The sequence below is a fragment of the Bacillus sp. GZB genome (genome assembly GCF_001975995.1).
Taxonomy (GTDB): Bacteria; Bacillota; Bacilli; order Bacillales; family Bacillaceae; genus Bacillus; species Bacillus velezensis.
In genome coordinates this window covers 518,778-542,947 of the sequence record NZ_MTQG01000017.1, presented here as the reverse complement: position 1 = coordinate 542,947, position 24,170 = coordinate 518,778, and the positions used below count along the sequence as shown (strand labels likewise).

Sequence of the window (24,170 nt, the reverse complement as noted above, 5' to 3'; positions counted from 1 at the left end):
ATAGACAACCTTATATATATGTAGTAAAATAAGAGCTGAATGGATGTGATAAAATGATTCTTGAGTCAATGAATGACTTTTTATTTTTAGTCGATTTTTTCACAATTATTCTTCCCGCTCTGACCGCGATCGGCATCGCTTTTCTTTTGCGTGAGCGCCGCGCAGGCGAGCATTGGAGAACGAAACGAATAGATGAACATCAAGCAGTCGTTCAGCTGAACCGAACAGACTTTCTTATTATTATATATCATCGCATTACAACTTGGATACGTAAAGTCATCCGCATGAATTCACCGGCGAATGATGATGAAGATGTCAGCTTCCTCCTTTTATAACGGCAAGTGAAGATAAAAAGGAGGAGACATAATTGTCTAAAACATATCAAAAATGGATTGCATTCGGATTGTTTTTTATCGTACTGTGCACAGGCCGCTCGGCTTTTGCGGCGACATCTCAGACTCAGACGGGAGGCCTCGGGAATATCGGTTTTTTCCACGATTACCTGATCGAGCCGTTTTCGGCACTTTTAAAAGGGGTGGCGGGCCTGTTCCACGGTGAGTACGGACTGTCGATTATTCTGGTGACGATTATCGTCCGGATCGTTGTATTGCCTTTGTTTGTGAACCAATTTAAGAAACAGCGGGTGTTTCAGGAAAAAATGGCTGTGATCAAACCGCAGGTCGACAGCATCCAGGCTAAAATAAAACAAACGAAAGATGCGGAAAAACAAAAAGAACTGCAAATGGAAATGATGAAGCTTTACCGTGAGCACAATCTGAATCCGATGGCAATGGGATGTCTTCCGATGCTGGTGCAATTCCCGATTTTGATCGGTTTTTATTACGCCATCCGCTCAACGCCGGAAATTGCTTCACACTCATTTCTGTGGTTCAGCTTAGGGCATTCTGATATTCTTGTATCACTGTGCGCGGGGGCCATGTATTTCTTACAGGCTTATATTTCCCAAAAATTAAACCAGAAATATTCACCGGCTGCTCAAAATCCGGCCGCGATGCAGTCAGCAAAAATCATGGTCTTTATTTTCCCTGTCATGATGACCGTTTTTTCGCTTAACGTACCGGCTGCGCTGCCGCTTTACTGGTTTACAAGCGGACTGTTTTTGACAGTGCAGAACGTACTTTTACAGCAGACGCATCATAAAAAGAAACAGGCTGCGGCTCAGGCGGAGCCCGCCAAATCATAATACTGAAACCCTGCCGGAACCTATCCGGCAGGGTTTTTTTCTTGTATCTGCGAAGCTTTACGCCAATTATCATGAAGAATGAAAAAAGCACCCGATCAACTGGGTGCTTCGTTTTTAGTTGGCCGCTGTTTCGATAATGGCAACGACCATTTCCGCCGTTTTGACGAGCTCTTCAATCGGCATTTTTTCATTTTTCGTATGGATTTGTTCATAGCCTACTGACAGGTTGACTGTCGGAATGCCGTGGCCGGCAATGACGTTTGCATCACTTCCGCCGCCGCTTGTCTGAAGTTCGCTCGGACGGCCGATTTTTGCCGCTGCTTTTTTCGCGACTTCCACAACCTGATCGCCGTCCTGATATTTGAAACCCGGATACATGACCGCGATGTCCACTTCCGCGCGGCCTCCCATCTCAGCTGCAGCAGATTCGAAAGCTTCTTTCATTTTCTGCACTTGCGCTTCCATTTTTTCAGGCACTAATGAACGCGCTTCAGCCAGAATATCAACCTGGTCGCAGACGATATTGGTTTGCGTGCCGCCTTCGAAACGGCCGATATTAGCCGTTGTTTCTTTATCAATACGGCCGAGCGGCATTTTAGAGATTGCTTTTGATGCGATGGTAATCGCGGAGATGCCTTTTTCCGGTTCCACTCCCGCATGAGCCGTTTTCCCGAAAATGGTTGCTCTCACTTTCGCTTGTGTCGGCGCGGCTACAATAATGTTGCCGACTTTTCCGTCTGAATCAAGCGCAAAACCGTATTTCGCGGTAATGTCTGAACGATCCATTGCTTTTGCCCCGACTAATCCCGATTCTTCTCCGGCCGTGATAATGAATTCAATGGTGCCGTGCTCGATGTTTTGTTCTTTCAGCACTTTAATGGCTTCAAACATTGCGGCAAGACCCGTCTTATCATCAGCGCCGAGAATCGTCGTGCCGTCGGATTTTACATAGCCGTCTTCCACAATCGGCTTAACGCCTTTGCCCGGAACAACCGTGTCCATGTGCGAAGTGAAATAAATCGTATCCGCATCTTTTGTGCCCTTTAACGTACAGATTAAGTTGCCGGCTCCATGCCCGGTCACTTCTTTTGTATCATCTTCTTTTACGCTCAATCCTAAATCAGTGAATTTTTGTTTGAGCACCTTGCTGATTTCCGCTTCATGTTTTGTCTCTGAATCAATTTGAACGAGTTCAAGAAATTCTTCAAGCAGACGTTTTTCGTTTACCATTTTCAGTTCCCTCCGTTTAAAGCGGTATATTACCGTGCTTTTTTTTCGGTCTTTCCTCTTCCTTATGCGCAAGCATGTCAAATGCCTGAATCAATTTTTTCCTCGAGTCTTCCGGCCGGATGATATCATCCACCATTCCGCAGGCCGCCGCTTTATACGGACCGGCGTTTTCCTTTTCGTATATGGCTTTTTTTTCGCGCTTCGTCTTCTCCGGGTCGCCAGAAGCCTGTATGTCTCTGCTGTATAAAATCGACGCCGCGCCTTCCGCTCCCATCACGGCGATTTCCGCATTGGGCCAGGCGAATACAAGATCTGCCCCGAGCCCTTTCGAATTCATGGCGACATAGGCGCCTCCGTAAGCTTTTCTGATGATGAGCGTCACTTTCGGCACCGCCGCTTCGGCAAAAGCATACAGCAATTTTGCTCCGTGACGGATGATTCCCGCATGTTCCTGCTGAAGGCCCGGAAGAAATCCCGGAACATCAGCGATCGTCAATAGCGGAATATGAAACGCGTCGCAAAAACGGATGAATCTCGACGCTTTGTCAGCGGCATCAATCGTGAGGCTCCCCGCCAAGTGTTTCGGCTGGTTTGCGACAACACCGACTGTACGCCGTCCGAGTTTCAGAAAACCGACAGCAATGTTTTTGGCAAAATACGGCTGAATGTCAAAAAACGTTCCGTCATCCGCCAGCTCTTTTATTACCTGTAACACATCGTAAGGTTTCGAACTGTCCGCGGGAACGAGGGTGTTTAATAACGGTCTGGCGTCTTCCTTTTTAACGGGTAATGCCGTCTGTCCGCCGTGCGGGAGATAAGAAAGCAGGGTTTTCACAGCGGAAAGTGCCTCTTTTTCCGTTCGTGCAGAATAGTGGGCATTTCCGCTTATCACATTATGTATTCCCGCACCGCCTAAACTTTCCGCGTCAATCTGTTCACCCGTCACCTGTTCAATGACTTTCGGGCCTGTAATAAACATGTGCGACGTATGTTCCGCCATAATCACAAAATCAGTCAAAGCGGGTGAATAAACAGCACCGCCGGCACACGGCCCAAGGATGACAGAAATTTGCGGAATCACTCCCGAGTAAAGGACGTTGCGCCTAAAGATATGACCGTATCCATTTAATGATACCACACCCTCTTGAATTCTCGCACCACCTGAGTCGTTCAGCCCGATGATCGGGGTTTTGTTTTTCGCCGCCAGATCCATTACCGCCGCGATTTTTTCCGCATGTGTCTCGCCGAGCGTCCCGCCGAGTACGGTAAAGTCATGGGCAAACAAATACACGGGCCGTCCGTCAATTGTGCCGTATCCGGTAACAACGCCGTCTCCCGGAGCATTCTGGCACCCGGGCGTGCGGCTTTTGGCAAACGGCTGCAGCTCTGAAAAACTGTCTTCGTCCAATAAATAGTCAATTCTTTCTCTTGCCGTCAGCTTGCCTTTTTTGTGCTGTTTTTTATTTTTTTCCGCTCCGCCGCCGTTTGTTAAAAAGGAACGTCTTTCGTTTAAGTGTCTGATATGATCACTCATGTTCATCTTGAGTTTCTCCTTTTTCAATTGTTTCACAAAGCTCAATCAGGACGCCGTTCGCCTCTTTTGGAGAGAGAAATGCGATCTTCTTCCCGCCCGCTCCGTTTTGCGGTTCATGATGAATCAAGGTCATGCGGCATGATTCAAGCTCCTTGATCGTTTCCTTCATATCGGCGCAGCGGAATGCCAAATGATGCAGCCCTTCGCCTCTTTTCTGTAAAAAAGAGCTGACGGGAGACGCGTCCGACAGCGGCTCAATCAGCTCAAGCTTTGTGCCTCCCGCTTCTAAAAAAGCAACTCTCACATTTTGGCCGTTTACCAGCTCGTCTCCCATATACGTAAGCCCGAGCATCCGTTCGTAAAATCCTCTCGCGGCTTCAATAGAGCTGACGGCAATGCCGACATGATCAAGTTTTTTCATAGCGCGGCCACCTGCTTTCCGCCATAGGATATGGCTTGTTCATACAAGCAAAACACGTTAAAATGGTAGACAGTAATCTTAAGGAGTGAAACAATGTCTCAAAAATTTATGAAAAGCGCCGTCATCGTCATTTTGGGCGTATTTATACTTTCAACCCTCCTCTCAGGTATTATGATGTATTTGCGGTAAAAAAGCAGGCGCCTCATTGCAAGGGGGTTTCCTGCTTTTTTATGAGGGCTTTCCGCTCTATTGCAATGTCCTCAAATGAGCGGTTTTCTTTTGTGATCAATACTTTCGTTCCGGGAGGGATAATCCGGAAAATACGGATGACATCCCGGTTTTTCATACGGATGCAGCCGTTTGATACAAATCCCCCGATCAGCTCTTCTCTGTTTGTTCCGTGAATGCCGTATATCCTGCCGTCGGTTCCTTTCGCATCAAAACCGATCCAGCGGACGCCGAGCGGGTTTTCCGGCGCGCCTCCCTCTACATTTTTCTTCCGGTAATACGGATTGACGGCTTTGACCGTTACCGTAAATTCTCCTTCAGGCGTCAAATCATCCGTTTTTCCCGTCGCCACCTGATAAATGCCTTCTATTCGGTTATCCTTCACAACAGCAAGCGCATTTGTGGCTTTATTGACGATAATATAAGGGTCACCCGGCAAAGGGTTCGCGCCAAGCGGCCAAAGCGGAGACAGCAGCAGGGCGGCTGACAATAAAAAAAATCGCATGGGCTCCCCTCCTTTTTTCATTAGAATGACCAATGAAAGGAGGACTCATGCGATTGATCCATATGTTTTTTTACAGCTTGATGCCTTTGAAATAACTTTTAATCACGAGATATTGTTCCATCTCACCGAGGAGGTGGAACAAAGCCGCCCGCGCTTCAAACTCCTCGCGCGTTGCCGGGAGCGGCATTTCTTCAAATTCCGTTCTCATTTCTGCAAGTCTTTTTAAAAATTTATGAGCGGTATTGCCGGGATGAATGGCTTCCCTTAATTCATGGATGAAATGGGCGATTATTTTGCCCTGCTCCACCGTTATTGAAATAGAGGTAATCTTCGGCAGCAGCCGTTCAATGATTTCAAATTGTTTCTGTCTCATCTTAAAATAATGATAGTAGAGATTTTCATGACGCAAAATATGATTCTGCACGTCCCGATAGGCGAGGTTTTTCGCCTCTTGAATCATCTGATGCGTCTCCGGTATTTCCTTCCCCGTCCAATCTTGCTCACCAGTTAACAAATACCGTTCGATTTCGGCGAAGATGACGGAAAAGTTGTCCTCGATTTTTTTCCTGTACGCCGCGAGTTTTCTGTCGAGGCTCGGCATATACAGATTCATTAACAGCGCGACGCCGATACCTACGGTGATCAGCTGGAACTCATTCCAGATAAACGCCATCGTAATGCCGCCGGACATATATAAATGAAGAATGATTACTGAACTGGTGACGATCCCTTCATTTATTTTTAAAGCGACTGTAGTCGGAATGAACAGCACCAGCAATATTCCGATCGCAAACGGGTAATAGCCGATCAGTCCGAAAAAGACATATGAAAAGACGATCGCCAATAAACAGGCGGCAAATCGGGCCCACGAGGCCTGAAGCGACCGCTTTTGCGTAATTTGGATGCACAATATGGTGATGATTCCTGCGGATGCGAAGTTTTGCAGATGCAACAGCTGGGCTAAATAAATGGCCAGCGCCGTTCCAAGTGCGGTCTTTAGTGTCCGGTAACCGATTTTAAACATTGCTTGCTCCATTCTGTTTGTTTCTTTCTCAAAAAAAAGAAGAAGAGCACCCTTCTTCTTTTCTTACAGTTATATTTTATAATATTTTTTCTAAAAAGTCCTGTGCTCTTTTTGACTTCGGAGAAAGAAAAAATTCTTCCGGCTGCCCGTCTTCCACGATCGTCCCTTCATCCATAAATAATACGCGGTCTGCGACTTCTTTGGCAAACCCCATTTCGTGCGTTACGATCACCATCGTCATGCCCGTCTGCGCAAGCTCTTTCATCACCTCAAGAACTTCTTTGACCATTTCCGGGTCAAGAGCCGAGGTCGGTTCATCAAACAGCATGATGTCAGGATTCATCGCAAGCGCACGCGCGATGGCGACCCGCTGCTTCTGTCCGCCTGACAAACGGTTCGGATAGTCGTTCCGTTTGTCAAGCAGTCCGACTTTTTCAAGGAGAGCGCACGCCTTTTCCTCCGCCTCCTTTTTAGACTCTTTCTTCACGCTGACCGGCGCGTATGTGATATTTTCAAGCACCGTTTTATGAGGAAACAAATGAAAATGCTGAAATACCATGCCGATATTTTCCCGCACTTTCAGTTTATTCGTTTTAGCTGCGGTAATTTCGTTTTCTTTAATGGCAATCGTTCCGCCGCTCGGGGTTTCCAGCAGATTTAAGCAGCGCAGAAACGTTGATTTGCCGGAACCGGAAGGGCCGATGACAGCGACGACTTCCCCTTCTTCGATCTGTGTTGAAATGTTTTTCAGTACTTCATGTTTCCCGAATGATTTTGACAGGTTGTCGACCTTAATCATTGGCTTTCAGCTTCCTTTCTACGCCTTTTCCGATGAATGCTAAGATCAAAACGAGCACGTAATAGATTAAGCCCGCCACAATAAGAGGTTCTAAATAGTTGTATGTTGCGGCGCCAGACTGGTAGGCCCGTCTCATAATGTCGCCAAGACCGATAACTGTGACGATCGCCGATTCTTTCGTTAAGGTGATTAATTCGTTAATAATAGCCGGAGAAATGTTTTTAAACGCCTGCGGCAGCAGCAGATCTTTCATCATTTTTCCGTACGGCACGCCGAGAGCGACGGCAGCCTCTTTTTGTCCTTTGTCAATTGCGTTGATTCCCGCTCTGATAATTTCAGAGACGTAAGCGGCTGAATTGAGCGATAATGCGGTGACCGCCGCCCAAAATTGATCGATCTGAAAGCCAAGGAGCTGCGGCATACCGAAATAGATGATCATCAGCTGCAGCACGAGCGGCGTGCCGCGGAATATCGAAGTATAAAAATCCGCAATCCATTTCAGCGGACTGATCGTGCTGATTTTAAATAAGCTGAGCACGATGCCTAATACAAGACCGATGAGCGCTGAAACGAGCACGATTTTCAATGTGACCGCAAGGCCTTCCAATATAAAAGGAATTTGGGGGATTGTCGCTGAGAAATCCAAATTCATACGTGTGATCTCCTTTGTCTTTATTCAAGATAAAAAGCTCAACGAAAAGTTGAGCTTTCTTTTATTTCTCGTTGGTGAACCATTTTTTCTTCAGTTTTTCGATTTCTCCGTTTTTCTCCATTTCTTTCAGCGCTTTGTTGAACTTCGCTGTCAGATCACTGTCTTTGCGGAACGCAATCGCGGAACCCGATTCGTCTGATTTCGCATCTGCTGACGCAAAGCCCTGCAGATCGTTATTTGAACTGAAATAGCCTTGTGCTACGATGTCTTCGATAATCGCGGCATCAAAACGCCCGGATTTGATCTCTTCGGTTAAGTCTGAGATCCGGTTGCGGTCTTCGAGCTGAAAACCGTATTTCGAAGCGAGCTTCTTGCCTTTTTCCTCTTGAATGGAGCCGAGCTGAACACCGACGGTTTTGCCTTTCAGATCATTCAGGGATTTAATGCTGCTTCCCTTTTTCGTAACAATCATATTGTTAGCAGTATAATAAATATCAGAAAAATCAACTTGCTTTTTCCGTTCCGGCGTAGGTGTCATTCCAGATAAAATCATATCTACCTGCTTGGACTTCAAGGCTGTAATCAGGCTGTTGAAGTCCATGTCCCGCACCTCAACGTCATAGCCGGTCTTTTTGCCCAGAGCTTTCGCCAGATCAACGTCAAACCCGGTGATCTGATCGCCGTCTTTATATTCAAATGGTTTATAGTCAGCCGATGTACCCATAATCAGCTTGTTCTTTCCGCCCTCTGAGCCTGAATTGCCTGATCCGCAGGCGGACAGCGCAAAGGTGATACATGCGGCAGCTAATACCAACAGCCATTTCTTCATGATTCATTTCCCCCATATCTACTGATCTCTTAAATTTGAATATTTATTCGTTAACTTGTATTTTAAACACTTTTTAATTGTGATGCAATACTATTTTTGAAAAATATATTTTCCTTTCTGTGTTTATTATAGTCATTGTTTTTCAGATTAGTGACAGCTGAACGCCGATGTATAAATATTTATATTTATACAGATTCCATATAAAAAAAACCCCGCAAGCGCTTGCTCCGGGGTTTTTCTTTCACTTATACTTCTTCACAATATTCTTCAAATGCTTCCTGCAGTTTTGTGACGACGGCCATCGGCTCATGGCCTTCAATTTCATGGCGTTCCACCATTTTCATGATTTTCCCGTCTTTTAAAATGGCAAATGACGGAGAGGACGGCGGATAGCCTTCAAAGTATTCTCTCGCTTTGGCTGTCGCTTCTTTATCCTGTCCGGCAAATACTGTCACAAGCTGATCCGGGCGTTTATCGTAATGTACGGAATGGTACGCGGCAGGCCGTGCAATACCGCCTGCGCATCCGCACACAGAGTTGACCATGACGAGTGTCGTTCCTTTTTTCGAAAGCGCTTCGTCCACTTCCTCAGCGGTTTTCAGCTCTGTATACCCGGCGGCCGTGATTTCCTGGCGGGCTTGACGCACGACATCATTCATAAATAAATTAAAATCCATATTCAACTGGGACCTCTCCTTTTTGATCATCTCTTCTTATGATAGCAAGGAACCTCCCTATCGGCAAATGACACCGCTCATATCCAATTGTTTTTTGTCCCTTTTATGTTTCCCGATGTAAGTTTATGACCCTTTAAAAACGGGAAACTTGGTAAGGAGATTGTCTGAAATAAAGGAGCAGTCATATGAGCCAACGGAAAGCAGTTTTAATTTATAACGGAAACGCCGGTCAAAAGCAGATTGATAAAACGCTCGGCACGGTCGTCCCCATTTTGGCCCAATCAGCTGATGAACTTTTGATTAAACCGACCAAACATCAGGAGGATGCCCGTCAGTATTGTGAAAATCTCGACAGTTCAGTTGACCATTTATATATTTTAGGCGGAGACGGCACTGTGCATCAATGCATCAACAGCATCAGCAAGCTTGATCACAGACCCGCTGTCGGCATTTTGCCGGGAGGAACGTGCAACGATTTCTCCCGGGCGCTCGGCATCCCGCAAAACCTTCAAAAGGCCGCTGAAGCGCTCGCGGCCGGACATAAACGGATGATTGACGTCTGTAAAACGGATGACGGCTATTTTCTGAACTTCTGGGGCATCGGACTGATCACCGAAGCATCAAGCCATATCAATGAAACTGAAAAAGCATGGCTTGGTAAAATCAGCTACTTCACGAGCGCCTTGCGGACGATGACAAGCGCGAACCCGTTTCCTGTCAAATTGACGATTGACGGCGAGGTGAAAGAAGACGAAGCCGTAATGGTGCTTGTCATGAACGGGCATTATATCGGGACAAACAGAGTTCCCCTGCCTGATGCCAGCCTCCGGGACGGCTTAGCCGATGTGTTAATCTGCCGCAACACAAGCCTTGCCGCGTTGCGGGAGCTGATGACGATGGAGCAGGGTTCATTTGATGATTTCAAAGGGGAGCTGTCCTATATTCAGGCCTCCAGAATTGAAATCGAAACCGGACGTGAAATGGACGCGGATACAGATGGCGAGGTATACGGAACAACACCTTGTACGATCGAAGTGAAAAAACATCATCTCACTATGCTTGTTCCCGAGAATTCACAATAAAAATAAAAAAAGCTCCTTTTGCCGCCCGGGCAAAAGGAGTTTTTTTAATAGACGGAAGTATGTTCATCAATGTTTTCTAAAATCTCTTTGACGCGTCCGAGGAATCGGCCGCACACGAGCCCGTCGAGCACCCTGTGATCTAAAGACAGGCAAAGATTAACCATATCACGAACGGCGATCATCCCGTTATTCATGACAACCGGACGTTTGACGATAGATTCTACCTGAAGAATCGCCGCCTGCGGATGGTTGATAATGCCCATAGATTGAACTGAGCCGAAAGATCCCGTGTTATTGACGGTAAATGTGCCGCCCTGCATATCTTCCGCAGTAAGTTTTCCGTTTCTCACTTTTTTCGCAAGATCCGTTATTTCTCTGGCTATGCCTTTAATCGTTTTTTCATCAGCATGCTTAATAACCGGAACAAACAGCGAATCTTCCGTGGCAACGGCAATGGAGATGTTGATGTCTTTCTTTTGGACGATTTTGTCTCCCGCCCACATGCTGTTCATCTGCGGGAACTCCTTGAGAGCCTGAGCCGCCGCTTTTACAAAGAAAGCGAAAAACGTTAAATTAAAGCCTTCTTTCTGTTTAAATGAGTCTTTAATGCTGTTTCTGTACGCCGTCATGTTCGTGACGTCGACTTCCATCATCGTCCAGGCATGCGGAATTTCTGTTTTGCTTTTATGCATATTGGCGGCGATGGCTTTTCTGACGCCTGTAACCGGAATTTCAATATCACCGGCTGACAGAGCTGGTGCCGGTGCTTGTTTTTGCTGTTGTTTCGGCGCTTGTTGCGTTGTTTGAACGGCAGCCGGCGCCGGTGCTTCCGACTTCTGCTGCATTCCCGAATCAATGATCTTTTGAATGTCTTTTCGCGTAATTCTTCCGCCTGCACCCGTTCCTTCAACTTCTTCAAGCTGAATGCCGTGTTCTCCCGCTAATCTGAGCACGGCCGGCGAATAACGCGCTTTATTCGACTGATCTTTACCTTGACGGTTTGCATCAGTGTCTGAAGGGGTATTCTGCTCTTCTTCCCGCTTCGGCGCCTCTTCCGTTTCCGTTTCTTCTGTTTCAATTTTGCAGATGATCTCGCCGACTGCAAGAGTCTGGCCTTCTTCTCCTACAAGTTCTCTAATCGTACCGGTAAAAGAAGACGGCACCTCCGCATTCACTTTATCTGTCATGACCTCCGCGATGGGGTCATATTTATTCACTTGATCACCGGGAGATACCAGCCACTTGCTGATCGTCCCTTCCGTCACGCTCTCTCCGAGCTGAGGCATAGCCATTTTTTCAATCGCCATGTCAAAAACCTCCTTACGTCTTTAAAACTCCGCTAATTCTCTCATCGCGGCTTCTGCTTTGTCAGGATTCATCATGAAGTATTTTTCCATTGCCGGCGCATAAGGCATTGCCGGAACATCAGGACCTGCAAGCCGCTTGATCGGCGCGTCTAAATCAAATAAGCAGTTTTCAGAAATAATGGCGGCGACTTCGCTCATAATGCCGCCTTCTTTCGTATCTTCTGTGATCAGCAATACTTTTCCCGTTTTAGACGCGGCTTCAATGATGGCTTCTTTATCTAACGGATAAACCGTACGCAAGTCTAATACGTGCGCGGAAATTCCGTCTTTTTCAAGACGCTCGGCAGCCTGCAGAGCAAAATGGACGCATAATCCGTACGTAATAACAGTAATGTCGCTGCCTTCGCGTTTTACATCCGCCTTTCCGATCGGAAGGACGTAATCATCCGCAGGGACTTCGCCTTTAATCAGACGGTACGCCCTCTTATGTTCGAAAAACAGCACCGGATCTTCGTCACGGACTGCAGCTTTCAACAGCCCTTTTGCGTCATAAGGAGTTGAAGGCATGACAATTTTAAGGCCCGGCTGGTTGGCAAAAATGGCCTCCACAGATTGGGAATGATACAACGCGCCGTGCACGCCGCCGCCGTAAGGCGCTCTGATGACCATCGGACAGCTCCAATCATTGTTTGAACGGTAGCGTATTTTTGCCGCTTCTGAAATGATTTGGTTGACCGCAGGCAGAATGAAATCGGCAAACTGCATCTCGGCAATCGGACGCATGCCGTACATCGCGGCGCCGATCCCGACACCGGCAATCGCTGATTCAGCAAGCGGCGTATCCATTACCCGCTCTTCTCCGAACTGTTCATAGAGACCCGCCGTGGCTTTAAACACGCCGCCTTTTCTCCCGACGTCTTCCCCGAGAACAAACACGCGCGGATCTCTTTCCATTTCTTCCTTCATTGCTGCATTAATACTGTCAATATAAGACATTACAGACATAAGTATTCCTCCCTACTTCGCATAAACGTGATCAAGCGTTGATTCAGGAGATGCGTATGGCGCTTTCTCCGCTTCGTCTGTCGCTTCGTTTACGATAGCCATGATGTCATCCAGCATGGTCTTTTCTTCTTCTTCACCTAGAAGCCCGGCTTCTTGCAAGTATGCTTTGTATAAAAGAAGCGGATCTTTTTTCTTTGCTTCTTCTACTTCTTCGCGTTCTCTGTAGCTGCTGTCGTCGTCATCACTGGAATGCGGCGTCAAACGGTAGGAAACCGTTTCTATTAATGTAGGGCCTTCGCCTTTAGACGCCCGTTCGCGCGCTTCTTTTACGACCCGGTAAACTTCCAGCAGGTCGTTTCCGTCAACAGTGACTCCCGGCATGCCGTAGCCTGCCGCCCGGTCGGATATTTTCTCGCACGCCACCTGTTTGTCATACGGGACAGAAATGGCATACTTATTGTTTTCACACATGAAAATGACCGGCAGTTTATACACGGCGGCAAAGTTTGCCCCTTCGTGAAAATCCCCCTGGTTGGAAGATCCTTCTCCAAAGGTAACAAAAGAGACGATATCCTTTTTATCCATGCGTCCCGCAAGCGCGATTCCGACTGCATGAGGAACCTGCGTCGTAACAGGGGATGAGCCCGTTACGATTCTGTTTTCCTTTTGCCCGAAGTGGCCCGGCATCTGCCTTCCGCCTGAGTTCGGGTCAGCTGCTTTCGCAAAACCCGACATCATCAAATCCTTTGCAGTCATACCGAATGCAAGCACAACTCCTATATCTCTGTAGTACGGAAGCACATAGTCGGTATCACGGTTTAAGGCATAGGCCGCGCCTACTTGTGCCGCTTCCTGTCCTTGACATGAAACAACGAACGGAATTTTGCCCGAGCGGTTTAAGAGCCACATTCTTTCGTCGATTTTTCTGGCTAACAGCATGGTTCTATACATTTCAACGGCTTCTTCGTCAGAGAGCCCTAATGCTTGATGGCGGTTTGTAGTCATTCAAACCCCTCCTTCTTTCCTTTTAAAAATGAATCGCGTTTCCGTCTGCGGCTAACGCAGCTTCTCCAATCGCTTCTGACAGCGACGGATGCGGATGTATGGATTGGCCGATTTCCCAAGGCGTCGCGTCGAGCACCTTGGCAAGCCCCGCTTCAGAGATCATATCGGTGACGTGCGGGCCGATCATATGAACACCGAGAATATCATCTGTATTCCGATCGGCGACGATTTTGACAAAGCCGTCGCTTTCTCCGTATACAAGAGCCTTTCCGATCGCCATGAACGGAAACTTCCCGATCTTCAGGTCATGCCCTTTTCGAAGAGCTTCCTCTTCTGTCAGACCGACGCTCGCCGCTTCCGGATTTGAATAAATACATCTCGGCACAAGAGCGGCATCAAGCGGAGCCGGATTAAGACCCGCCATATGCTCAACGGCAATGATGCCCTCACGGGAGGCCACATGCGCAAGCTGCAGCCCGCCGACAACATCACCGATCGCATAAATGTGCGATTCCTTCGTCTGCCCAGCTTCGTTCACGATGATAGAACCGTTTTCCGCTTCAATATCCGTGTTTTCAAGCCCGATCCCTTCAATGTTCGGCTGGCGGCCGATGGAAACAAGCATTTGTTCCGCGTGATACGTTTCTTTTTTTCCATTCTTTTCAGCGGCAATTGAAACGCCGTCCGCTTTTTCCAATGTATCCGGAAGCACTTTCGCACCCGTCACGATCTTAATTCCTTTTTTCGTTAACAGTTTTTCCATCTCGTTTGAAATATCACGGTCTTCCGTCGGCAAAATGCGATCCGCATATTCAATCACAGTGATATTGACGCCGAAATCGTTCAGCATGGATGCCCATTCAATTCCGATGACACCGCCGCCGACGATCATCATGGAATGGGGCAGACGTTCAAGCTCTAACGCTTCATCTGATGTCAGAATATATGTACCGTCTGCTTCTAAACCCGGCAGCATTTTCGGCCTTGAACCGGTTGCGATAATCAATTGTTTCGGTATCAGCATGTCGTTTTCTTCACCATTTGCGTATTCGACGGAAACCGTACCGGGAAGAGGTGAGAAGATGGAAGGGCCGAGCATACGTCCGTACCCGTTGAATACATCAATCTTCCCCTTTTTCATCAAGTGGGCGACACCGCCGGCCAGCCGGTCAACGATTCCCTGCTTTCGTTTTTGCACGCTGTCAAAGCGGAGGGAGACACCTTCCGTTTCAATGCCGAATGCTGCCGCTTCCTTTGCGGTTCGGTACACTTCCGCGCTTCTTAACAGCGCTTTACTCGGGATACATCCTTTATGCAGGCATGTTCCGCCGAGCTTTTCTTTTTCTACAACGGCCGTTTTTAAGCCGAGCTGGGCCGCTCTGATGGCGGCTACATAACCGCCCGTGCCGCCGCCCAGAATGACCACATCATACTCAGTCGCCATTTGTTTTCACTCCTTCGCCGATCTGATATTGCTTTGACTGCTCCTCACCGGCTAAAACCCGAAGCGCGCCTTGCGCGAGAGATTGCAGTTCATTTTCTCCCGGGTACACCAGTACATCCGAAATCCAATCTATGTACGATCTGATGGCGGATACGAAACTTTTCCCGTACGCCAATCCGCCCGTCAGGACGATAATGTCTACTTTTCCTTTTAAAACGGCGCTTGCCGCCCCGATTTCTTTTGCTACTTGATAAGCCATGGCGTCATAAATGAGACGCGCGTTTTCATCTCCGGCCTGAATGCGTTTTTCCACCTTCACCGCGTCCGTTGTCCCCAGGTAGCCGGAGAGTCCGCCCGTGCCGACAAGTTTTTTCATCATATCGGCTTTTGAATACTTGCCGGAAAAACACATTTCTACCAAATCACCCGCCGGAACAGTTCCCGCGCGCTCCGGGCTGAAGGGTCCTTCTCCGTGAAGCCCGTTGTTGACATCCGTCACCCGTCCGCAATCATGGACACCGACTGTGGTGCCGCCGCCCATATGAGTGACGATCATCTTCATCTGTTCATACCGTTTGCCGAGGGACGCTGCCGCCTGACGGGCAACAGCTTTTTGGTTCAAAGCATGGAAAATGCTTTTCCGCTTGATTTCAGGCATTCCTGATACTTTGGCGAGCGGAGTCATCTCATCCACCACGACCGGATCGACGATATACGCGGGGATATTTAATCCGTCAGCTATTTCCCTGGCAATAATTCCGCCCAGATTAGAAGCATGCTGGCCGTTGTAGCCGTTTTTCAAATCAGTGATCATGGCGTCATTCACTTCATAAGTGCCGCCCTCAATCGGTCTGAGCAGGCCGCCTCTGGCACAAACGGCATCGAACTTTGAAATGTTGATGCCCTGTTCGTGCAAAGACTCAAGAATGCTTATTTTTCGAAATTCGTATTGGTCGATAATGCTGTTAAATGTTTTCAGCTCTTCTTCGGGATGCCGCAGCGTCTTTTCAAAGATACAGCGTTCATTGTGAAAGACACCGATTTTCGTTGATGTTGAGCCTGGATTCAGAATGAGAATGCGTTTTTCCTTTTCGAACATTTTCATACCTCCAGATCAAATTCCTATCGTCTGCTTAATATACTTTGGCCGTTTTGCAGAAACTGGCTTCTTGAACGGCGCATGCGCTCAATTCGTTCCTCAGCCAGACGGTCAGCCGCTAAGTATGTCGGAATGCCGTCACGCGCGGAAATATCGAGCACCCGCTCAATGTTTGCATAGATGCCTTCAACCTTTTTCAAAGCCCGCTCAGCATTGTAGCCGTAAAGCTCATCGGCCACATTGATGACGCCGCCTGCATTGATGACATAATCCGGAGCATACACGATTCCCATTTCATGAATGGTATCGCCGTGACGTGTTTCTTTCAGCTGGTTATTGGCCGCTCCCGCAATGACTTTCGCCTTCAGCTGTTTAATCGTGTCATCGTTAATGACGGCGCCGAGAGCACATGGGGCATAAATATCGCACGCCTGTGAGTAAATGTCGTCAGGATCAACTGCGCGGGCGCCGAAGTCCTCAACGGCACGTTTAACAGATTCTTTATTGATATCCGTTACGATTAAAGAAGCGCCTTCTTCGTGAAGGTGGCGGCATAGATTGTAAGCCACATTTCCCACGCCTTGCACGGCAATTGTTTTACCTTCCAGTGAATCAGTGCCAAACGCCGCTTTCGCTGCGGCTTTCATCCCTTTGTAGACGCCGTATGCCGTAACCGGGGACGGATTTCCTGATGAACCGAATGCCGGAGAAATTCCGGTTACATAGTCTGTTTCATCATGAATGATGTCCATATCTTCAACGGTTGTGCCGACGTCTTCCGCCGTAATATACCTTCCGTTTAAGCCTTGGATGTAGCGCCCGAACGCGCGGAACATTTCTTCATTTTTATCTTTGCGCGGGTCTCCAATAATAACGGTTTTCCCGCCGCCTAAGTTTAAACCGGCAGCCGCATTTTTATAAGTCATGCCTTTTGCGAGTCTTAGTGCATCTTCAATCGCCGCTTCTTCACTGTCATATGTCCACATTCTTGTTCCGCCGAGTGCTGGGCCGAGCGTCGTATCATGAATCGCGATGATCGCTTTTAATCCGGATTGTTCATCTTGGCAGAATACCAATTGTTCGTAATCATAAGTCTCCATATATTTAAAAATTTCCATAGGTTCGTTCCTCCTACTGTTCTTGTGATGCGCAAATCGCAAGCGCAATTGAATACAGTTTATTTTCTGCGGTATCCGCTCTGCTCGTTAATGCGATCGGCGCTTTTGCACCGGCGATGACGGCAGCAACATTTGCTTTCGCAAAATAAATCATTGACTTATAAAGCATATTTCCGGCCTCGATTGAAGGAACCAAGAGAATATCCGCCTGGCCCGCTACGCTTCCGGAAATCCCTTTTTGCAGCGCAGCCGCTTGGGATACGGCATTATCCAAAGCAAGTGGTCCGTCCGCAATGCAGCCGGTAATCTGTCCTCTGTTGCACATTTGGACGATCGCAGCCGCGTTCAGCGTCGCCTCCATTTTCGGATTAACCGTTTCAATAGCGGCAAGGACTGCGGCTTTCGGCATAGGGTTCCCTACTGAATGTGCGACGTGAACCGCATTTTGCAGAATATGCCCGAGCTCTTCAAGAGACGGGGCAATGTTCAGCGCTGAATCAGTCACATACATCAGCCGGTCATAGTCCGGCACCTCAAAAACGGCTACATGTGATAACACCCTTTTTGAACGAAGCCCCTCATGGCGGTTTAAAACCGATTTCAGAAGAGTTGAGCTCGGGAGATTCCCTTTCATTAAAACGTCCGCCTCTTGTTCACGCACTGCGCGCACTGCTTTTGCCGCAGATTCTTCGGGTGAATCGGCGTGGATGATTTCAGCATTGAACTTCGGCTCATTTGCCAGGAGCTCTTTCAGCTTTCCGCTGTCACCCGTCAGTAAAAATCGTGCCGACAAGTGTTCTGCCGCCATTTTGACGGCCTGGATCACTTCTTTATCTGCTGCGTGGGCCACTGCAATGGTTTTTGCGTTTTTTGCCGCGGCTTTTTCAACTAGGTCTCTCAGCTTCATTTTGTACCACCTTCCTTGTGCGAATCCGCTTTTAACAATGCAAGTTCCGTGCCAAATATGCGGGAGGGTTTATTCCGGCTTTTTTCAAGAAAACATGCAGCTGTTTGCGCTTTCTCTGCAATTTATTGCATGCCGTCATTTGCAAGGCCGTACTTGTCCATTTTGTAGTACAGGTTCCGAATGCTGACACCAAGCGCTTTTGCCGTTTTGGTTCGGTTGAATTTATGCTTTTCAAGCGTTTTTTGAATGACGTGCGCTTCAAATTTTTCAACAGCCTGAGACAGCTTTTCCCCTTCCACATCCGGAAAATCACTTTGGGTGCCGTTTTTTTCATTCAGCTCTGATTCAAAAACAGGCAGATGCTGCTGTTCGATCCGTTCCATGTGCGGCTCTAAAAATATCATTGCCCGTCCGAGAACATTTTCAAGCTCCCGGACGTTTCCCGGCCAGCTGTAGGCTGATAAAGCTCGCAGCGCGTTCGGCGTGAGCCCTTTTACATTGCGGCCGTAATCCTGATTGATTTTTTCAATGAGCCGAATGCTCAGCGCTTCAATATCTTCTTTGCGCTGCCGAAGCGGCGGGATTGAGATCGGATAGCGGTTAATCCGGTAATACAGGTCTTCACGGAACGCGCCTTCCGCCATGGCCTTTTCGATATTGACGTTTGTCGCTGCGATAATTCTGACATTGACAGAAATCGCTTTAGCGCCGCCGACTCTGATAATTTCTTTTTCTTGCAGAACTCTGAGCAGCTTTGCCTGGGTGCTTTGGGTCAGCTCTCCAATTTCATCTAAGAAAATGCTGCCGTTATTCGCTTCCTCAAAAAGTCCTTTTTTGCCTCCGCGCCTCGCGCCCGTAAACGCGCCTTCCTCATAGCCGAAAAGCTCGGATTCTAGCAGGGATTCAGACAGGGCCGCACAATTGACCCGAATGAACTTATTGTATTTTCGGTCGCTTTCATTATGGATGGCGTGGGCGAAAAGTTCTTTTCCAGTGCCGGATTCTCCCCGCAGCAGAATCGTCGCCGGCGTTTTCGCCCCGAGCTTCGCCTGTTCAAGGGCGACGAGCATTTGTTCACTCGTGCCGATAATGTCATCAAACGTGTATTTCGCTTCAAGCGTGCGGATGATCTGGCGCGCCCGATTCAGCTCAGCAGTCAGCGTTTTAATTTCTGACACATCGTGAATGACGCCGACGCTGCCTTTTAAAATACCGTCCACAATAACGGGGGCAACATTTACGATAACATCCTTTTTATTGGGGCCGACCTTCATCCTCACACCCCGCACGGGCCGCCTTGTCCCCAATACTTTCAGGTGCATGCTCTCCCCTTCTGAGATATCGGTGGAAGCGGGTTTTCCGATGACTTCGCTTTCTGACAGCCCGGTCATTTTTGTATACGCTTTGTTGATTAACATTCCGATGCCGTTTTCATCAACGACAGAAATGGCCTCGTCTGATGATTGTATAATCGCTTCAAGCATGGTGCGGATTTGTTTTAAGTTCGTGACCTCTTCCGCCAGTTCAACTGCGTCGGTGATGTCTTTAAACACGCATAACGCGCCGAGAAGTTTTCCGCCTTCATCAATGATCGGCAGTCTTGTCGTGACAATCTGCAGGTGCTTTCCGAGAAGCTGCTTCTGGTTATATTCCGGCTCTCTCGTTTCCAGAATCCGCGGCAGCTTTGTGTTCGGCACTACATCTTTAATTGGGCGGCCGATGACATCCTCCCGTTTTTGGCCGACCATTTTTTCTGCCATCTGATTAAATAAAATGATCGTTTCGTTGACGTCTATAAATATCATGCCGTCGTGCGTTGAATTAAAAATCCGGTCATGCTTATACGTCTGCGACTTCAGCATTTGGATAAGCTGCTGTTTTTCCTCCATCAGCTGAAACACCATGTACGCCAATTTTCCCGGCATGACGATGGTTTGTTCTTTTTTTTCATGGAGCAGCTCATCCATGACCGCTTTATCGCCTGTTGTATGGATGATAATATCTATATCTTCAGTTATGTAGGGTTTCCAATCTGATGAGGTTGCAATTCCATATTTCCGGGCTTCTTGCAGCCCTTGCGCCTCCGGATCTTGATCAACCACCGCAATAATCCGGATCAGCTTTGTTTTCATCAAAATCTGTAGGAGCGCCGTGCCTCCTTTACCAGCACCTATAATCAGCACCTTCTGCATCCCGATACCCCTTTATATGAAAAAATTTGCACACCTGTATTTCCCGTTGCAATAATTTGCACAACCCCTATGTTACCACGTTTTGATCTCTTGACAAAATATTTTTTCGATTGGACAATAAAGGAAAACATATCGTAAAGGGGTTTTCTGAATATGAGCCGGCTTGTTGCGCTTTTGATTCTGGTCCTCCCCGGCGCTGTCGCGGCGCTCGGCATTAAGCTGATGAGAGATGCATTATTCGGGCATGCGTTTTCCCCGTTTCCGTCCCTTTTTCTTCAGGGGGCGGCCGGATTGGCGTTTTTTTTGTTCGGCCTTTATGTTCTGGCCGGATTTATTCTGTACAGAGATCGGAAACGCAATCAAGTCAGCCCGCGGTTCAGGAAAAAAAAGCTGTAAAAAAAGCCCTTGCAAAAAAAGGGCTTTTTCAGTCGTCCGGCAGTATTGTTTTGGCAATGGATTGATCCAGTTCTTCATAGTCATCGTAAGCGATCGTTTCATATAATTCTTTTCTCGTCTGCATATCCGAAAGCCCCTCTTTTTGCGAGCCTTCTTCTTTCAGAAGGCGGAAAATACGCTCAAAAGCCTTGGCTGCCGTTCTGAGTGACGTGACCGGGTAAATGACCATCTGACAGCCCATATCGGAAAATTCATCAGCACTGTAATACGGCGTTTTTCCGAATTCAGTCATGTTTGCGAGAATCGGCACACTGATTTGTTTGGAAAACGCTCTGAATTCACTTTCGGATTGGAGCGCTTCCGGAAAAACAGCGTCAGCACCCGCTTTTATATAAGCGGACGCCCTTTTTAATGCCCCCTCCAATCCTTCCTGCTGCCTGGCGTCTGTTCTCGCAACAACAAGAAGAGTCGGCGCGGCCCGCTTGACCGCTTGGATTTTTTGTGCCATTTCTTCAATCGGCACGAGCTGCTTCCCATTCAGATGTCCGCATTTTTTCGGCAGGCGCTGATCCTCCATCTGGACGGCGGCCGCGCGCGCTTCATACATTTCTTTCGCCGTCCGGGCGGCATTCAGCACGCCTCCGAAACCCGTGTCAATATCGACAAGGACGGGCAGATCAGACGAGCGGACCAGATCTTTAACCCGTTCAGCCATTTCCGCCGACGTGATGATCCCTAAATCGGGCAGCCCTCTGCTCGCCGTGTAAGCCGCGCCTGATAAATAAAGAGCCGAAAAACCCGTTTTCTTGGCGATAAGAGCGGCCATGGCATCGTGAGCGCCGGGAATCTGCAATAGATCCGGCGCTGCCATCAGCGTACGGAACCGCTCTGCAAGCTCCTCTTGAGACGACTGCTTGCTGACGATCCACGTCATGTTTGTCACCCTCCTATTTTATACGAGAAATAAGTCCATAAATTCACTAACGCTGAGCTTCTGCATTCGGCCGCTATCTTTACAGACCTCTTCGATTTTCCGCTGTTGCTTCAATGAAAAATGAGTGCTGATGTTTGCTGAAAACTTGGCAAGAATCTTCGGAACGGCTTCTTTTCTGCGGAATCGGTGCCCGAGCGGATATTCACATTCAATCCGTCCCGTAGCCGTGCCGTCTGTAAAATGCACCTGTACGGCATTTGAGATGGATCGCTTATTCGGGTCTAAGTAATCTATTGAGTACGCTTTGTGTTCCGTCACCTCCATTTTGCTCCGCAATGTATCAATTCGCGGGTCAGACGCCGTTTCCTCTTCATAATGATCCGCCGTGATATCTCCGAAAAGCAGCCCGATTGCCGTAATGTACTGGAGGCAGTGATCCCGGTCAGCCGGATTGTGAAGCGGCCCTTTTTTATCGATAATCCGGATTGCCGACTCATGCGTCATAATCGTGATCCTATCAATGTCTTCGATGCGGTCTTTCACCTCCGGATGAAGCCGGACCGCGCATTCCGCCGCTGTCTGGGCATGGAATTCAGCCGGGTAGGATACTTTAAACAAAACATTCTCCATCACATAGGACCCAAGCGGGCGGGCAAGCTTTATTTCCTGCCGGTTAAATAATACGTCTTGAAATCCCCACCCAGATGCGGTCAGAGCCGTCGGGTACCCCATTTCACCTTTGTGCGCCATAAGGGCCAAATATACCCCTCTGCTCGTCGCGTCGCCGGCCGCCCATGATTTGCGTGATCCGGTATTCGGCGCATGACGGTACGTTCTGAGGCTTGAATTATCAATCCAGGCATGAGATACGGCGTTATTGATTTCCTCTTTTGAGCCGCCCAGCATTTGCGCGCAAACAGCCGCAGTCGCCACTTTCACAAACAGCACATGGTCAAGCCCGACTCTGTTTAAGCTGTTTTCCAAAGCGAGAATTCCTTGAATTTCGTGCGCTTTGATCATTGCGCAAAGCACATCGCGCACGATAAGCGGTTCTTTCCCTTCTGAAATCCGCACTCTGGATATATAATCCGCACAAGCCAATATGCCTCCGAGATTGTCAGACGGATGACCCCATTCCGCAGCAAGCCACGTATCATTATAATCGAGCCACCTGTTGATACAGCCGATATTAAAAGCAGCCGTGACCGGGTCTAAAACAAAAGGCGTGCCCGGGACTCTGCTGCCGTTGGGCACGGAGGTTCCCGGGACAATCGGGCCGAGCAGCTTTGTACATTCGGGATAGCTGAGCGCCAAAATTCCGCAGCCTATCGTATCAAGAAGCACATGTCCTGCCGTAGCGAAAGCTTCTGAACTGTCAATCTCCTGATGGAGCACGTAGTCAGAAATCTCTTCGATTACAGCGTCCATTCGGCGGGGTTCTGTCATGTTTTCATCTTCCTTTCTCATCTGTTTACAGGCGCGCTCCGGTATAGCGGACACGCGGGCGGAAAAGCCGGTTTCGGCTGTGCTGTTCAGTGACGTGGGCACACAGGCCGACCGTGCGTGCGCTGAAGAATATAGGCGTGTACAGCGGTATCGGGATGCCGAGCATGTAATAGACCGGCGCTGCGTAGTAATCTAAGTTCGGATAAAGGCCTTTTTTCTCCCGCATGACGGTTTCGCCGGCTTCACACATATGATAAAGACGGAAATCACCTGAAAGATCAGACAGCTTTTTTAACGCTTCTTTCATCATAAGCGCCCTCGGGTCCATTTTTTTCATGTAGACACGGTGGCCGAAACCCATGATTTTTTCTTTGTTTGCGAGTTTTTGAGTTAATAATTGTGTAAACCCGTCTGTATCCTTCGCTTCCTCAAGCATGTACATAACCGCTTCGTTCGCGCCGCCGTGAAGGTTTCCCTTAAGCGAGGCGACAGCCCCGGTCAGCGCGCCGTAAATATCCGATTGCGTCGAAGCGATGACACGGGCCGTAAACGTTGAGTTCGGCAATTCATGCTCACTGTATAAAAGGAGCGACCGGTCGAAGATTTCTTCTTCCAAAGATGACGGCGTTTTTCCGGTAATCATATATAAAAAGTTTGCGCTGTATGATAAGGTTCCGACCGGCGCCAAAGGCTCCAGCCCGTTGATGACTCGATAGCTGTTGACTGTCAGATTCGGCATTTTGCCTATCAGTCCGCGTACACGGTGCTGATTTACGGAAGATGAACGGTCATCGCTGTCCTTGTCAAAGCCTCCAAGCGCGGACAAGCCCGTCCTCAGTCCGTCCATCGGGTGAGTATGTTCGGGCAGCAGACGGCATATGTGCAAGATTTCCTCGGGAAGGTGTCCGCCGCGCCGAACGTCTTCTTCAAGCGTTGCCTTCTCTTTCGCATCAGGAAGTCTGTCTTCCAATAAGAGATGAACAATGTCCATATAGCCGGCCGTTTTAGAAAGCTCAATCAGATCGTGGCCTTTGATTAAAATACTGCCCTGCTGTGTATCCAGGAAAGAAATCCCCGTTTCCACCGCAATGACGCCATCTAAACCGGGAGAATAAGATTCCATGGTTTCGCT

25 protein-coding genes are annotated in these 24,170 nt (G+C 48.3%); 5 read left to right on the top strand and 20 right to left on the bottom strand.

What is annotated here, in order from left to right:
* The first annotated feature begins 53 nt into the window (after positions 1-53).
* A complete protein-coding gene (locus BXO87_RS13835) occupies positions 54-335 on the top strand; it encodes a hypothetical protein (RefSeq protein WP_003153239.1) in 282 nt (93 codons plus the stop codon).
* 32 nt (positions 336-367) lie between these two features.
* Positions 368-1,204, top strand: a complete 837-nt coding sequence (locus BXO87_RS13830) for a membrane protein insertase YidC (protein WP_076851362.1) — start codon at positions 368-370, stop codon at positions 1,202-1,204.
* A 114-nt stretch (positions 1,205-1,318) separates the two neighbouring features.
* On the opposite strand, the gene BXO87_RS13825 is transcribed toward BXO87_RS13830, so the two are convergent.
* From BXO87_RS13825 to mce, 3 genes are read right to left on the bottom strand one after another with little or no spacing between them, the layout of a single operon-like run.
* The gene (locus BXO87_RS13825) at positions 1,319-2,434 is read right to left on the bottom strand and encodes a tripeptidase T (RefSeq protein WP_003153237.1); all 1,116 of its coding nucleotides are present in this window, start codon (positions 2,432-2,434) and stop codon (positions 1,319-1,321) included.
* 16 nt (positions 2,435-2,450) lie between these two features.
* Complete coding sequence (locus BXO87_RS13820) at positions 2,451-3,974, bottom strand: acyl-CoA carboxylase subunit beta (RefSeq protein WP_076851361.1); 1,524 nt, start codon at positions 3,972-3,974, stop codon at positions 2,451-2,453.
* Complete coding sequence (gene mce / locus BXO87_RS13815) at positions 3,961-4,389, bottom strand: methylmalonyl-CoA epimerase (protein ID WP_069473494.1); 429 nt, start codon at positions 4,387-4,389, stop codon at positions 3,961-3,963. Before mce ends, BXO87_RS13820 begins: the two co-directional genes overlap by 14 nt.
* Positions 4,390-4,482: 93 nt before the next feature.
* Between mce and prli42 the strand changes: the two genes are divergently transcribed.
* Complete coding sequence (prli42, locus tag BXO87_RS20660) at positions 4,483-4,578, top strand: stressosome-associated protein Prli42 (protein ID WP_007408390.1); 96 nt, start codon at positions 4,483-4,485, stop codon at positions 4,576-4,578.
* Positions 4,579-4,591: 13 nt separating this feature from the next.
* Here the strand turns inward: prli42 and BXO87_RS13810 are convergent, their stop codons facing one another.
* The 6 genes from BXO87_RS13810 to brxB all read right to left on the bottom strand — a co-directional run bounded on the left by BXO87_RS13810 (position 4,592) and on the right by brxB (position 9,109).
* Positions 4,592-5,122, bottom strand: a complete 531-nt coding sequence (locus BXO87_RS13810; protein ID WP_003153233.1) for a L,D-transpeptidase — start codon at positions 5,120-5,122, stop codon at positions 4,592-4,594.
* A 70-nt stretch (positions 5,123-5,192) separates the two neighbouring features.
* Positions 5,193-6,146: an aromatic acid exporter family protein gene (locus BXO87_RS13805; protein ID WP_076851397.1), complete on the bottom strand. Its 954-nt coding sequence runs from the start codon at positions 6,144-6,146 to the stop codon at positions 5,193-5,195.
* Positions 6,147-6,222: 76 nt separating this feature from the next.
* On the bottom strand, positions 6,223-6,945 hold the full coding sequence (gene artM, locus BXO87_RS13800; RefSeq protein WP_003153229.1) for an arginine ABC transporter ATP-binding protein ArtM: 723 nt from the start codon (positions 6,943-6,945) through the stop codon (positions 6,223-6,225).
* Positions 6,938-7,597, bottom strand: a complete 660-nt coding sequence (gene artQ, locus BXO87_RS13795; RefSeq protein ID WP_032874096.1) for an arginine ABC transporter permease ArtQ — start codon at positions 7,595-7,597, stop codon at positions 6,938-6,940. Before artQ ends, artM begins: the two co-directional genes overlap by 8 nt.
* Positions 7,598-7,658: 61 nt before the next feature.
* Positions 7,659-8,426, bottom strand: a complete 768-nt coding sequence (artP, locus tag BXO87_RS13790) for an arginine ABC transporter substrate-binding protein ArtP (protein WP_038459116.1) — start codon at positions 8,424-8,426, stop codon at positions 7,659-7,661.
* A 245-nt stretch (positions 8,427-8,671) separates the two neighbouring features.
* Complete coding sequence (gene brxB, locus BXO87_RS13785; RefSeq protein ID WP_003153223.1) at positions 8,672-9,109, bottom strand: bacilliredoxin BrxB; 438 nt, start codon at positions 9,107-9,109, stop codon at positions 8,672-8,674.
* 179 nt (positions 9,110-9,288) lie between these two features.
* On the opposite strand from brxB, the gene BXO87_RS13780 reads away from it, so the two are divergent.
* On the top strand, positions 9,289-10,185 hold the full coding sequence (locus BXO87_RS13780; RefSeq protein WP_038459118.1) for a YegS/Rv2252/BmrU family lipid kinase: 897 nt from the start codon (positions 9,289-9,291) through the stop codon (positions 10,183-10,185).
* A 44-nt stretch (positions 10,186-10,229) separates the two neighbouring features.
* Here BXO87_RS13780 and BXO87_RS13775 read toward each other — a convergent pair whose 3' ends face one another.
* The 8 genes from BXO87_RS13775 to BXO87_RS13740 form a co-directional block, all read right to left on the bottom strand.
* Positions 10,230-11,492, bottom strand: coding sequence for a dihydrolipoamide acetyltransferase family protein (locus BXO87_RS13775; RefSeq protein ID WP_038459120.1), 1,263 nt, complete (start codon positions 11,490-11,492; stop codon positions 10,230-10,232).
* A 21-nt stretch (positions 11,493-11,513) separates the two neighbouring features.
* Positions 11,514-12,497 (bottom strand): 3-methyl-2-oxobutanoate dehydrogenase subunit beta, encoded by a 984-nt coding sequence (gene bfmBAB, locus BXO87_RS13770; protein ID WP_032874088.1) that lies wholly within the window; start codon positions 12,495-12,497, stop codon positions 11,514-11,516.
* Between the two features lie 12 nt (positions 12,498-12,509).
* Entirely contained in the window at positions 12,510-13,502 is a 993-nt protein-coding gene (locus BXO87_RS13765) for a thiamine pyrophosphate-dependent dehydrogenase E1 component subunit alpha (protein ID WP_038459122.1), read from the bottom strand.
* A 22-nt stretch (positions 13,503-13,524) separates the two neighbouring features.
* On the bottom strand, positions 13,525-14,946 hold the full coding sequence (gene lpdA, locus BXO87_RS13760; protein ID WP_038459125.1) for a dihydrolipoyl dehydrogenase: 1,422 nt from the start codon (positions 14,944-14,946) through the stop codon (positions 13,525-13,527).
* A complete protein-coding gene (buk, locus tag BXO87_RS13755; RefSeq protein ID WP_014721483.1) occupies positions 14,936-16,051 on the bottom strand; it encodes a butyrate kinase in 1,116 nt (371 codons plus the stop codon). Before buk ends, lpdA begins: the two co-directional genes overlap by 11 nt.
* Positions 16,052-16,068: 17 nt before the next feature.
* Complete coding sequence (gene bcd, locus BXO87_RS13750) at positions 16,069-17,163, bottom strand: branched-chain amino acid dehydrogenase (RefSeq protein WP_007612452.1); 1,095 nt, start codon at positions 17,161-17,163, stop codon at positions 16,069-16,071.
* A 13-nt stretch (positions 17,164-17,176) separates the two neighbouring features.
* Positions 17,177-18,070 carry a phosphate butyryltransferase gene (gene yqiS / locus BXO87_RS13745; protein ID WP_015417787.1) on the bottom strand — a complete coding sequence of 298 codons (894 nt, stop codon included), beginning with the start codon at positions 18,068-18,070 and terminating at the stop codon, positions 17,177-17,179.
* Positions 18,071-18,192: 122 nt separating this feature from the next.
* Positions 18,193-20,262, bottom strand: coding sequence for a sigma-54 interaction domain-containing protein (locus BXO87_RS13740; RefSeq protein ID WP_038459128.1), 2,070 nt, complete (start codon positions 20,260-20,262; stop codon positions 18,193-18,195).
* Between the two features lie 153 nt (positions 20,263-20,415).
* Between BXO87_RS13740 and BXO87_RS13735 the strand changes: the two genes are divergently transcribed.
* Positions 20,416-20,658, top strand: coding sequence for a DUF2627 domain-containing protein (locus BXO87_RS13735; RefSeq protein ID WP_007408378.1), 243 nt, complete (start codon positions 20,416-20,418; stop codon positions 20,656-20,658).
* A gap of 28 nt (positions 20,659-20,686) precedes the next feature.
* On the opposite strand, the gene prpB is transcribed toward BXO87_RS13735, so the two are convergent.
* The 3 genes from prpB to mmgD are packed head-to-tail and all read right to left on the bottom strand — an operon-like array spanning position 20,687 to position 24,161.
* Positions 20,687-21,592, bottom strand: a complete 906-nt coding sequence (gene prpB / locus BXO87_RS13730) for a methylisocitrate lyase (RefSeq protein WP_015417790.1) — start codon at positions 21,590-21,592, stop codon at positions 20,687-20,689.
* Positions 21,593-21,610: 18 nt separating this feature from the next.
* The gene (locus tag BXO87_RS13725; RefSeq protein ID WP_161941454.1) at positions 21,611-23,038 is read right to left on the bottom strand and encodes a bifunctional 2-methylcitrate dehydratase/aconitate hydratase; all 1,428 of its coding nucleotides are present in this window, start codon (positions 23,036-23,038) and stop codon (positions 21,611-21,613) included.
* Between the two features lie 25 nt (positions 23,039-23,063).
* Positions 23,064-24,161, bottom strand: coding sequence for a citrate synthase (gene mmgD, locus BXO87_RS13720; protein ID WP_038459135.1), 1,098 nt, complete (start codon positions 24,159-24,161; stop codon positions 23,064-23,066).
* Positions 24,162-24,170: the final 9 nt, after the last annotated feature.